The organism is Oceanobacillus sp. CF4.6 (assembly GCF_051262635.1).
GTDB lineage: Bacteria > Bacillota > Bacilli > Bacillales > Amphibacillaceae > Oceanobacillus.
The window spans coordinates 54,637-67,056 of the sequence record NZ_JBIMEX010000013.1; the positions used below are offsets into that span (position 1 = coordinate 54,637).

Here is a 12,420-nt window from a genome sequence, read left to right on the forward strand (position 1 = left end):
CCTATGGTACTTTTTAGGCAATCGGATTAGTTAAGTATATTTTCTTTCTTAAAAGAAGCTGAGTAATCACTAACTGGTGCATTAGCTTAACACAAATCAAAAAATCGGTTCCTATCGTGTTAGGAACCGATTTCTATGTTGTAATCTGCTTAACGTTGTGTAAATCCGCATTTTCCTGACGCTACCCTATTAAAGAGAAGGTGATTTGATCCATAATCTACCACCTTCTAAGCAATTTATTTTGATTTCAAGTTATTAGAAGCTAAGATATATTGTGTATCAATTAGATACATGGAAGTGAAAATCTTATGTTAGAGTTTTTATCAAGCTCTGGAGAGAAGGAATGACTTCTTAGGAAGAAACTAATACTAGAGCTTGCAAATATATTTCGTAAAAGGGAGTGCTATTCATGCGTGCAGTTGTCATCAATGAATATGGTAGTAAAAATGTGTTGGTGGAGCAGGAGCTACCGAAACCAGAAATAAAAGCAAACCAAGTACTTGTTGAGGTTTATGCAACTTCCATTAATCCGATTGATTGGAAGCTTCGTGCGGGTTACTTAAAGCAGATGCTTGATTGGACATTCCCAATTATCCTTGGCTGGGATGTTGCTGGTAAGATCGTTGAAGTTGGAAGTGAAGTGACGTATTTTCAGGTCGGGGATGAAGTTTTTGCACGACCGGATACTACCGCTGAAGGTACTTATGCGGAATTTACGACTGTGGATGAGGAATTGCTTGCGAAAAAGCCTAGCAACCTGACATTTGAAGAAGCTGCCTCTATTCCATTAGCAGGTTTAACCGCTTGGCAGTGTTTAGTGGATAATACAAAAGTCAAGCAAGGAGATAAAGTACTCATCCATGCTGGAGCTGGTGGTGTAGGAAGTTTGGCCATTCAAATGGCAAAACATTTGGGTGCCTATGTCGCTACAACAGCGAGTGAAAAAAATGAAGCATATGTAAAAGAGCTAGGTGCAGATGAATTCATTAATTACCGCATACAACAATTTGAAGAAGAATTAAGTGATTATGATGTAGTCATTGATACAATGGGCGGCGACATTTTAAATAAAAGCTTCCAAATATTAAAGCCTGGTGGCAGACTAGTAACTATTGCCGGACAACCCGATCCAGCATTAATAGAAAAGCATCAAGTAACAGCAAGCTCCTATTGGTTAACGCCAAATGGTAAACAGCTAGGTGAAATAGGCGAATTACTTGAGAAAAGAATACTTAAGCCTCAAGTGGGTAGTGTATTTGATTTTTCAGCAGAAGCGTTACAAAAAGCACATGAATTAAGTGAGACACATCATGCCAAAGGGAAAATTGTAATAAAAGTTAAATAATCGGTGTAAAGTCCAAAAAATACCCAATAATGACTAACCATCATTATCGGGTATTTTTTATGGTGAGAAATCACCAGCAATTTTTTTAACCATTTATTGGAGCACAGGTTAGTCATCTTCCTCATGTGGACCGTGGGGACAGGTTTCTTGTCCCAATTAGTTTTTAGCAATTAGGGGCCGACATCATTTTTCATTAACTCTTGATTGTCAGTTGCAGTTGAAGCAATTTTTACTTATCCACTTCCTCTTGATCCATTTCTATTTATATATTTTATAATATTAGAAAAATAGGGCTGAGGGCTTAGTAAATAATTAGACTCAAGCAGGTTTACCTAATAGATACTAATTTATATGATTACTTTAGTAAGTTCAATAATCATTCAGGTCAGTCTGTTAAGAAACCAGCATGTAAAATTATCGATGAAGAAAGGAGGTAAAAGTTTGTTTTTTAAAATGGTAAAGAACGATCTTCTCAGGAATAAAATTTCAACAATATCCGTATTTGTCTTTATAACTTTAGCAGTTATTTTGGCAGCTAGTGGAACAAATATCATTGCCAATCTGATGCAGTCACTGTCTGATCTTGAGGAAAGTGCAGTACCTGCTGATATTACGCAGATGCATTCCGGTGAATATGACCAAGAAGCAATCGATCAATTTACTGAAGAGCAACGAGAGAACATAGCAATGCAGGAGACGATGGTTCTTCTGAATATGGATGGACGTCATATTCATTTTGGCAATAATCAATCGATGGCTGGAACGATACAGGATATTTCATTTGTTGTTCAGAATAAGAAATTTGATTTTATCCTGGATCTGGATAATGAGAAGCTGGATGTAAAGGAAGGTTTCGTTGCTGTTCCCATCTATTTCATGGAACTTTATAACCTCAAAATAGGTGATGTAATTACGGTGAACAGCGGAGGGTATGAGAAAGAGTTTGTCATCTCAGATTATGCAAGAGATTATGAAATGAACGCTTCGCTTACCTCATCAAAACGGTTTGTGATTCATCCAGCGGACTATGATGACATGCTTTCAATAAAGGCAGGGGAGCTGGAATATCTGATTGAATTCAAACTGAATGAAAACGCGGATCCTCAAGGACTTCAGACGGCCTATATCGAAGCAGATCTTCCAGCAAACGGTCCTTTAATTGGAGGAAAGGTATTCCGGTTGTTTAATGCCATGTCCGATGCGACCGTTGCAATGGTCATTATACTGATTAGTGTTCTGCTGATTATTATCGCTTCGCTCTGTATCAGACTGACTTTTCTGGCAACGATTGATGAAGATTTAAGAGAAATCGGTGTAATGAAAGCAATCGGAATATCCAGAAAAGATATCAAGAAGGTATATCTTAACAAATACAGAGTCCTGGCAGTAGCAGCCGGTATCATCGGTTATCTGATTTCCTTTGCAGTAATCGATCTGTTTAACGGGAATATGAGACTTTATCTATCATCAGATTTATCCGGAAACTTAAAATATATATTATCACTTATTGCTCCATTCCTTATCTATTTCATGATTGTTATGTACTGCAAGAAGGTACTGAAACGAATTGATAAAATTTCTGCCGTCGAAGCATTGCGGAGAGATTTTAACGAACGTGGAAAGAACCAAAAATACCGTTATCCGCTTGTGAAGAATAAGTTTTTCAGCAGCAATATCTATATGGGACTTAGGGATGTAGGGATGCGCTTTAAATTATACAGATTGCTGCTATTTATTTTTGCCGTATGTACGTTTATTATAATTCTTCCATTAAATATGTATAACACGATGCATTCACCGGAATTTTCCACCTATATGGGAATCGGTAAATCCGACATGAGAATCGATCTCAGGAGGACAGATACGATTACTGAAGACTTTCAGAAGCTGCAGGAAGAACTGCAGTATGATTCAGATATTGAAAAGTATGCGGCTTACATTACCAGTTCCTACCAAGTCAAAAATGCAGAAAATGCCTGGGATTATATGAATATTGAAACCGGAGATTTTTCCGTATTTCCATTAAATTATTTAGAAGGGAGAGCACCGGAGGACGAAGGAGAAATCTCACTTTCCTTTGCCAATGCGCAGGAAGACGCATTAAACAAGAAAGTTGGAGATGAAGTAACCGTAAAGGCTGACGGGCAAGAATTGACGTTGACAGTAAGCGGTATTTATCAAGATATTACAAATGGCGGCAAAACAGCAAAGGCGGATACTAGTCTTGGAGTAAATGAAGATGCGGTACTCTGGTATATTTTGTACATGGATGTCGCTGGGAGCGTTGATCTTCAAGAGAAAATGGACGAATATCAGAAATCTTTAGATTCTGCCCAGGTAAATGACATCAAAGAATATACAAAGCAGACGCTTGGAAATATCATTGATAGGATGAGCACGATTGTAATAGGCGGAATTGCCATTGCATTAATCATTGCTGTATTAATTACGGCATTATTCCTTCGAATGTTATTAACAAAGGATGTGTCTCAGATTGCCATTATGCGGAGTTTGGGATTAACTTCAAAGCAAATTAGTAATCAATATATGGCAGGAACGGTGATGGTCCTTGTAATGGGAATCATACTTGGCGTGCTGGTTTCGAATTATTTAGGAGAGTTTCTTATCAGTATGGCCATGTCCAGTATGGGAGTAGCAAAAATTGAATTAGTGAATGTTGCATGGCAGACATGGCTACTATGTCCATTAGCGCTAATTACAGTAGTTGGTTTTACGATATCTGTATGTTGCAGGGTATCAGTCAAAGATGATTTATCTGTTGATTTAAAGAGTTAGAACTTGCTGAAAAAGTCTGGACAGGTGGCTCTTCAGATATAGACAATGAATAAATAGATGCGATTGGAGGGATATTTTTGAGCAATATCTTAGAAGCAAGAAGTATGAACAAAAAAGTAGAATTAGTAAAAAATCATGAGCTTCATATTTTAAAAGATGTCAACCTGGAAATTGAAGAAGGGGAATTCGTATCGGTCATGGGACCATCCGGAAGCGGGAAATCAACACTTCTGTATAATGTGAGCGGCATGGATCGAATGACTTCTGGCAGTGTGAAATTTAAAGGCAGTGAAATCAGCACACTAAAAGAAGAAGAACTGGCGAAGATTCGGCTGAGTCACATGGGATTTATCTTTCAGGATATTAATCTTTTAAAGAATCTCTCACTAATAGACAATGTAATGTTTCCTGCGCTTGTATCAAAAGATGCGGATAAAGATGCGGTACATCAAAAAGCAAAAAAATTGTTGGAAATGATTGATATTGAAAAGCTTGCGGATCATAATATCACGCAAGCTTCTGGCGGTCAGCTGCAGAGAGTCGCCATCTGTAGAGCATTGATCAATGATCCGGATATCATATTTGGCGACGAACCGACCGGAGCATTGGATTCCAAGGCATCAGGAGAGGTAATGTCCATTCTTGCAGAGATTAATAAACAAGGCACAACAATCATGATTGTTACGCATGATGCAAAGGTGGCAGCAAAAACGGAAAGAGTATTATTTATGGTAGATGGGGATATTGTGGCACAGAAGAAAATGCGTAAATACGACGAGCAGGATCGCGACATAAAGGTAAGAGAAGAAATCTTGATGAAATGGTTAGTGGAAAATGGGTTCTAATCTTTTAGTGGCATTCGACATGAATTTCAAGTGGGAAAATTATGAGGGTTCTCGAAATTATAGGAATAGGACTAAATAAATACTATTATAAAATAGAGGTGCAAATCATCATGTGATTTACACCTCTATCTTTTGTATTATTTAGATACTCACCATTTTCCTTCTCAATTAATACATAAGTTAAGTTCAATGAAGAGTCTGTTCATGTAGCTTCTACAGTAGGAAGTATTTTTTCATTAACCCCTTTCACAATGAGGCATACTGTTAATGTCATTTCAAAAGAAGCTATGGGGAGTGCCAGCAACCCTCCCAAAGACGTATTTCACACCGAAATAACAACCTTGCCCATCGCATGCCCTTCTTCCAAATAGTGAAAAGCATTTTGAATATCACTAAGCTTATAGCTCGCATCAATTATCGGTTTTACCTTTTCCACTTCAATCAGCTTTCTTAACTCCTCTAAATCTGCTTGACTAGCCTTCTGCATCAGATTTGTCATTTTCTTCTTCCCTGCCATCGAGTGCAATGGTGCAAAAAGTGCAAAAAGCATCGCTTTGTTTAACTGATTATCAGATCCTCCAATCATCACGTATCTTCCATTCGGACGTAACGCACGTTTATAGACAGATAGTGGATAATAGCCGTTCACCGCAATAATTAAGTCATACTGCTCTTCGTGATCGGTAATATCCTCCCCGGTGTAATCAATGACCTCATCAGCCCCTAGTGAATGCACCAAATCTACATTTCTTGTACTACATATCGCAGTAACAAAGGCACCATAGGCTTTGGCAATTTGTACGGCGAACGTTCCAACACCGCCTGACGCTCCGTTAATAAGGACTTTGTCTCCTCGCTTGATGTTTCCTTTCTTTAGCCCCTGTAATGCCGTTAATCCTGCCATCGGAACGGCTGCGGCTTCTTCAAAGGAGAGGTTTGCTGGTTTCACGACCACTTCATTCTCTGGAACCGATACATATTCAGCAAAAGCACCCCAGCCACTTGCCGACAAATCAGCAAATACTTCATCCCCAACCTTGAATTTCTGAACATCCTTACCAATTGCCTCAATAACTCCAGCCACATCGCCACCTGGCACTGTGAATTTGGGCTTTGTTAAACCAAATGCTAAACGTACTAGAAATGGTTTGCCTCGCAGTAAGACTACATTTCCTTTGTTTAACGATGAAGCGCGTACGTTAACAAGCACTTGATTCGCTAATGGTGTTGGTTTTTCTACATCTTTTAACTGAAGCACTTCCGGTGAACCATACTGAGCCTGAACAATTGCTTTCATCCATATTCCCCCAATAGGAAAATTTTAATTATAACCGATTATTTTTCTTCAAACGTAAAGACTTCTTCAATCGCTAAATCAAAGTGACGAGCAATACGAAAAGCTAATTCCAAAGATGGTGAATAATTTCCTTTTTCAAGGGATAAAATCGTCTGACGTGTCACACCCACCTCGTCTGCTAACTGTTGCTGGGTAATTTCATTATGATTAAACCGTAAGCTTCGTATATTATTGTGAATATGACATTTCTGCATATTAAATCCCTCTCAAATAAAGATATATTGATGTGATCTTCTCGAAGACATCCGAGATAAATCCAGATATATAAAGAATCACAAACATCATCGTTGGTGGCGATCCTAACACAACTGCTAACATCGCGACCACAAACCCAATGATGAAAATATAATGCCCATTCCTCATAGCCTTTAATTCAATCAGTTTATCAAGTTCATCGGCAAAAGCTGGCTCTTTCTCGTTTGCAGCCATTCTATTAATGATATTAAACAAAATATCAATAATAATGGTTACCACGATGCTAATTGGAATTAAAATGACAATCGCTGTAGCAAAAAATACGAACAACTCTGCCGAATCCATCATTTTTTCCTGATACGCTTGAAATACGAACATACTATACAACCCGAAAATAATAATGGTGCTTACCAATGAAACAATATGCTTTTTCACTTGATAAGTCATCTTTTCCCTCCCTGATTTTTAAAAGTTAACTTTTATATACATATTGTAAAATGAAACTTACATGAAGTCAAGTATATTTTACATTAGGTCCATGGGTAGGTCCATGGGTAGGTCCATGGGGACAGGAACCATGGACCTTCATACCACTTATATACACCACTACTGAAAACGGCGATGGACGTAAAGCCTATGCTAAATCTGGTATTGCACAATCAATGAAATTGTTGAAGGATTAAATGTGGCTACTGTTGTGAAACAATTGAGGGATTTGGATGAATATACGGAAAATGTTAGTATGAAGCGATATGGGGAGTGGCTTCCGAGGTAAGTTTCAGGAACGGTTAATAATACCGTTCCTTTTTATTTACTTCATTTTGATCATTCATGTGACAGTTGGAAGAGGTTCCTTGTTCCAAAGTATTTAGGTTAAGTATGGGCCAAGGAACCTGTCCCCGTGGACCTCATAATTTTAGGTTAACTGCGCGCCTTGCAGTTTACATAGAAATATGCAACGATTAATAATAAAAACATAAGATGGATGGTGCTGGTATGGTTGGTATGGGGCAGCGGACACTGAAAACTGCTATAGGAGCAGGGCTGGCAATTTGGATTGCGAGTTTAATGAATTTGGGATTTGCTACATTTGCGGCTATTATCGTCATCATGTGTATTGAGAAGACGAAGAAAAAGACATTACATACGATTCAAAAAAAGTTTTTCGCCTCTATTTTATCTATGTTTCTAGGTGGTTTGATTTTTGAACTATTTGGTTATAATCCATTCGTATTTTCCATTTTTATTGTACTGTTTGTACCAATCCTTGTAAAACTACATATCCAGGGTGGTTTTATCACGAGTATGGTAGTCGTTTTACATATTTATACGGTAAAAGATGTCAACGGGGAAATCTTTTTAAATGAGTTTTATATTATCGTCATAGGAATGGGTATTGCTTTAATCGTTAACAGTTTCATGCCTAATTTTAAGAAAGATATTGAAACACATAAAAAGCATATTGAACAAAAATTTTCAATTATTCTCTACGAATTCTCTGCGTTTTTAAGAGATAGAGAGCGAGAGTGGGACGGGAAAGAGATACTCGAGGCAGGAGAGATCATTAATGAGTCCAAGAGCGTTGCCATTCAAGATGTAGAAAATCATCTACTAAGAAAACAAAATAAAGATTATTATTATCTGGAAATGCGAGAGAACCAACTGGAACGACTACAACAAATGACACAAGTTGTCGCTAATGTGTCTTCATTCGAAATTCATGTTGAACAGAAGGAAATGTTTGCAAACTTCTTAGCGTATTTAAGTGAAAATGTCCATGCAAAAGATACAACGGAGATTTCCTTGGAAAAGTTAGAAGAATGTAAAGCAGAAATTCGTGTAACGGAACTGCCAACAACGAGAGACGAATTCGAAATAAGAGCGAATTTATTTTATTTAATCTATGAAATAGAAAATTACTTAAAGATAAAAAAGAAGCTTTTTGCTAAAAAGGGAATAAAGGATCGGTCTCCTACGACGCTAAGGTAATCCTTTGCAAGTGGACCGTGTGGAGAGGTATTTTTCCTTGATGGTTAAAATCTCCAAAAAGGTTAGTTTCTAAACATTAGAAACTAACCTTTTTTATTGTTATATTGATATAAATCATTCAAACAATCATTTGACTATTTATTTATTAAGTCGTACCATAAGAAGTGAAATTATTATTCAAAAGAACATTTGAATAATAATGCGCCTACAACTAGATTTTCGATTTATCAATATTTTAGGTAAATGATACTTTTAGTCTGATGTATTACATTTTTAAAAAATTTGTTATATATTCAAACAATCATGTGACCATTTGTTTAAACTGGAATATATTATAAGTAATTACAATATACAAATAAGCATTTGAATAAAAGGAGGATCATAATGGCTAAAGATATTTGTGAAGTTACCTGTATTAACGAAGAGAAAGTAAATCGAGCTAAAAATGACCTAGCGAAACAGAATCCAATGGAAGTAGCTAAAGTTTTTAAGGCTCTGTCAGATGATACAAGGGTTAAAATTGCTTATGTCCTGTCTTTAGAAGGAGAGTTATGTGTTTGTGATGTGGCAAATATTATAGAATCTTCAAATGCTACGGCATCTCACCATTTAAGATTATTGAATCATCTAGGCATAGCAAAATACCGAAAAGAAGGTAAGTTGGTCTATTATTCATTAGATGATGAGCATGTTAAGCACCTCATTCAAACAGCCTTCGAACATCAGAAGGAGGTAATGAAACTTGGATAGTACAACAAAAAACTTACCAGAAGATAAACATGTTTATCGTGTAGAAGGTTTCTCCTGCGCAAACTGTGCTGGAAAATTTGAGAAGAACGTAAAACAAATACAAGGGGTCCAGGATGCGAAAGTCAATTTCGGTGCTTCCAAAATTGATGTCTTCGGCAGTGCAAGCATTGAAGAGCTGGAAAAGGCTGGTGCTTTTGAGAATCTTAAAGTGGCACCAGAGAAAACTAGAAGACGGGTCGAACCTGTTGTAATGGAAGATAAAAATGTTTACCGTGTTGAGGGATTTTCCTGTGCAAACTGCGCTGGAAAGTTTGAAAAAAATGTAAATCAAATATCAGGAGTTCAAGATGCCAAAGTAAACTTTGGAGCTTCAAAAATTGATGTTTATGGAAGTGCATCAGTGGAAGAACTTGAAAAAGCAGGTGCCTTCGAAAATCTTAACGTAATCCCTGAAAAACTGGCGAATCAATCGATACAAGAAGCCAAAGAGGACAAAAATGCTCAAACAAAAGAAAAGCTGCCATTTTATAAAAAACACAGTACATTATTATTTGCCTCATTACTAATTGTCTTTGGTTACCTTTCTCAATTTGTGAATGGAGAAGATAACCTTGTAACATCCTTGTTATTTGTAGCATCGATTGTCATTGGAGGATTTTCACTATTTAAAATTGGTTTTCAAAACCTGATACACTTTGATTTTGACATGAAAACGCTTATGACAGTTGCCGTTATTGGAGCCGCACTCATCGGTGAATGGGCAGAGGCTTCCATTGTTGTCATTCTCTTTGCAATCAGTGAAGCACTTGAACGTTTCTCTATGGACAGAGCAAGACAGTCCATTCGTTCATTGATGGATATCGCCCCAAAAGAAGCACTTGTTAGACGAAATGGTCAGGAAATAATGATCCATGTAGATGAAATTGTTGTAGGCGATATTATGATTGTCAAACCAGGACAAAAAATTGCCATGGATGGGCTAGTTGTGAATGGCTTGTCGGCTGTCAATCAGGCAGCTATAACAGGAGAATCAGTCCCTGTTGCCAAAACAGTAGATGATGAAGTATTTGCAGGTACGCTTAACGAAGAGGGTCTGTTAGAAGTAAAAATAACTAAATATGTAGAAGACACAACCATCGCCAAGATTATTCATCTTGTTGAGGAAGCACAAGGGGAGCGTGCTCCAGCCCAAGCATTCGTAGATAAGTTTGCAAAATATTACACTCCAATCATTATGGTTATTGCAGCCTTGGTTGCAGTCGTTCCACCTTTATTCTTTGGTGGAAGTTGGGATACATGGGTTTACCAAGGATTAGCAGTACTTGTAGTTGGTTGTCCTTGTGCATTAGTTATTTCTACTCCAATTTCGATTGTTTCGGCAATTGGGAATGCCGCGAAAAAAGGTGTATTGATCAAAGGCGGTGTCTATCTGGAAGAATTGGGTGCCATCAAGGCAATCGCATTTGATAAGACGGGTACACTGACAAAAGGGATGCCGATGGTAACAGACTTTCAAGTACTAAATGACCAGGTGGAAGAAAAAGAGCTGTTATCCATCGTTACAGCTTTAGAGTATCGTTCACAACATCCCCTTGCTTCAGCCATTATGAAGAAGGCAGAGCAAGAGAATATCTCCTATTTGGATGTACGAGTGGAAGAATTCTCTTCTATTACGGGCAGAGGTATAGAAGGGAATGTAAACGGAACGACCTATTATATAGGTAGTCCAAGGCTTTTTAAGGAATTACATGTTTCCGATTTTAGCCAAGAGTTCGAAGGTAAAGTAAAAACCCTCCAAAACGAAGGAAAAACTGCCATGATTATTGGGACGGAACAAAATATCCTTGCCGTTATTGCCGTAGCAGATGAAGTCCGTGAAACAAGTAAAGATGTGATTCAAAAACTTCACCAGTTAGGAATCCAGAAAACGATTATGCTGACAGGTGATAATAAAGGTACTGCAGGTGCAATCGGTGCACATGTAGGTGTTTCTGATATTCAATCGGAATTAATGCCACAGGATAAATTAGACTATATTAAAAAAATGAAAGAAGAGTATGGGAATGTAGCCATGATTGGCGATGGGGTGAATGATGCTCCAGCTTTGGCAGCATCCACTGTTGGAATTGCAATGGGCAGTGCTGGTACGGACTCTGCAATTGAAACGGCTGATATTGCCTTAATGGGAGATGATTTAAGCAAACTTCCATTCGCTGTGAGACTCAGTCGAAAATCTTTAAATATAATCAAAGCTAACATCACGTTTGCTATTGGAATTAAATTAATTGCTTTACTATTAGTTATACCAGGCTGGTTAACGCTTTGGATTGCTATTCTTTCAGATATGGGAGCTACTATTTTGGTAGCATTAAATAGTTTGCGACTGATGAGAGTAAAAGAATAGGACACTTATCCCAAGAGTTAGAGCTACATTCTAACTCTTGGGATTTTTCCAATTAGCTAGACCGTGGAAGAGAGTGAAAAAACGAGAAGTAACACAATAAGGAGATCGTCGGTATGGCAGGCATGTTTGTGGAACAAGAAAAAATTGAATGAGGGATTAAATTGATTAAAAAAATCGATATCAGTAACAGAAAAAACGCTGAGCAAGTTTTTAACATTCAAATACCATCATACATGGTAGAGGCTGAAATAATTGGTTCTTATAAAATACCCCCATTAAAAGATTCAATTGATAAATTGCAGCAATGCGGAGAAAATTTCTTTGGATATTATTTAGAGGACGAACTATGCGGGGCAATATCGATAAAAGTAGAAAATGATGAAATAGATATATATAGGTTAATCGTACACCCAAACTATTTTAAAAAAGGGATTGCGCAGATGCTTTTAAATTACATTGAAAGTAAGTTCGTGGTTGGAACAATAAAAGTAGGAACAGCGTCCAAAAATATCCCAGCAGTTAGTTTTTATAATAAGAATGGTTTTCAAAAGATTAAAGAAGTCATAGTAAGTGAACAGTTATCCGTAACATCCTTTGAAAAGAAATTTTAATTTCTCGTTAATCAATGAAATGGTGTAAGAGTTCAATAAGGCGGCCATCTAAATGATCGTTTTTTTCCAATAGTATCTTTTTGTATACTATGCCACTTTTAAGTGCGTACTTACAAAATTCATTTTAT

The 12,420-nt window shown here is 37.3% G+C and carries 10 protein-coding genes; 7 read left to right on the forward strand and 3 right to left on the reverse strand.

Annotation, left to right across the window (positions count from 1 at the left end; all coding sequences use genetic code 11):
• The first annotated feature begins 409 nt into the window (after positions 1-409).
• The 3 genes from ACHABU_RS16910 (at position 410) to ACHABU_RS16920 (ending at position 4,986) form a co-directional block, all read left to right on the forward strand.
• The gene (locus tag ACHABU_RS16910; RefSeq protein ID WP_435766137.1) at positions 410-1,345 is read left to right on the forward strand and encodes an NADP-dependent oxidoreductase; all 936 of its coding nucleotides are present in this window, start codon (positions 410-412) and stop codon (positions 1,343-1,345) included.
• 441 nt (positions 1,346-1,786) lie between these two features.
• A complete protein-coding gene (locus ACHABU_RS16915) occupies positions 1,787-4,141 on the forward strand; it encodes an FtsX-like permease family protein (protein WP_435766138.1) in 2,355 nt (784 codons plus the stop codon).
• A 77-nt stretch (positions 4,142-4,218) separates the two neighbouring features.
• The gene (locus ACHABU_RS16920) at positions 4,219-4,986 is read left to right on the forward strand and encodes an ABC transporter ATP-binding protein (protein WP_435766139.1); all 768 of its coding nucleotides are present in this window, start codon (positions 4,219-4,221) and stop codon (positions 4,984-4,986) included.
• A 322-nt stretch (positions 4,987-5,308) separates the two neighbouring features.
• Here ACHABU_RS16920 and ACHABU_RS16925 read toward each other — a convergent pair whose 3' ends face one another.
• From ACHABU_RS16925 to ACHABU_RS16935, 3 genes are read right to left on the reverse strand one after another with little or no spacing between them, the layout of a single operon-like run.
• The gene (locus ACHABU_RS16925) at positions 5,309-6,283 is read right to left on the reverse strand and encodes an NAD(P)-dependent alcohol dehydrogenase (RefSeq protein WP_435766140.1); all 975 of its coding nucleotides are present in this window, start codon (positions 6,281-6,283) and stop codon (positions 5,309-5,311) included.
• A 38-nt stretch (positions 6,284-6,321) separates the two neighbouring features.
• Positions 6,322-6,537, reverse strand: a complete 216-nt coding sequence (locus tag ACHABU_RS16930) for a helix-turn-helix transcriptional regulator (protein ID WP_435766141.1) — start codon at positions 6,535-6,537, stop codon at positions 6,322-6,324.
• A gap of 1 nt (position 6,538) precedes the next feature.
• Positions 6,539-6,985 carry a hypothetical protein gene (locus ACHABU_RS16935; protein ID WP_435766142.1) on the reverse strand — a complete coding sequence of 149 codons (447 nt, stop codon included), beginning with the start codon at positions 6,983-6,985 and terminating at the stop codon, positions 6,539-6,541.
• A gap of 549 nt (positions 6,986-7,534) precedes the next feature.
• Here ACHABU_RS16935 and ACHABU_RS16940 point away from each other — a divergent pair.
• The 4 genes from ACHABU_RS16940 to ACHABU_RS16955 all read left to right on the forward strand — a co-directional run bounded on the left by ACHABU_RS16940 (position 7,535) and on the right by ACHABU_RS16955 (position 12,292).
• Positions 7,535-8,527 (forward strand): aromatic acid exporter family protein, encoded by a 993-nt coding sequence (locus tag ACHABU_RS16940; RefSeq protein ID WP_435766143.1) that lies wholly within the window; start codon positions 7,535-7,537, stop codon positions 8,525-8,527.
• A gap of 384 nt (positions 8,528-8,911) precedes the next feature.
• Complete coding sequence (locus ACHABU_RS16945; RefSeq protein ID WP_435766144.1) at positions 8,912-9,277, forward strand: ArsR/SmtB family transcription factor; 366 nt, start codon at positions 8,912-8,914, stop codon at positions 9,275-9,277.
• On the forward strand, positions 9,270-11,681 hold the full coding sequence (locus ACHABU_RS16950) for a heavy metal translocating P-type ATPase (protein WP_435766145.1): 2,412 nt from the start codon (positions 9,270-9,272) through the stop codon (positions 11,679-11,681). The genes ACHABU_RS16945 and ACHABU_RS16950 overlap by 8 nt, the downstream gene beginning before the upstream one ends.
• 161 nt (positions 11,682-11,842) lie before the next feature.
• The gene (locus ACHABU_RS16955; protein ID WP_435766146.1) at positions 11,843-12,292 is read left to right on the forward strand and encodes a GNAT family N-acetyltransferase; all 450 of its coding nucleotides are present in this window, start codon (positions 11,843-11,845) and stop codon (positions 12,290-12,292) included.
• Positions 12,293-12,420 lie beyond the last annotated feature (128 nt).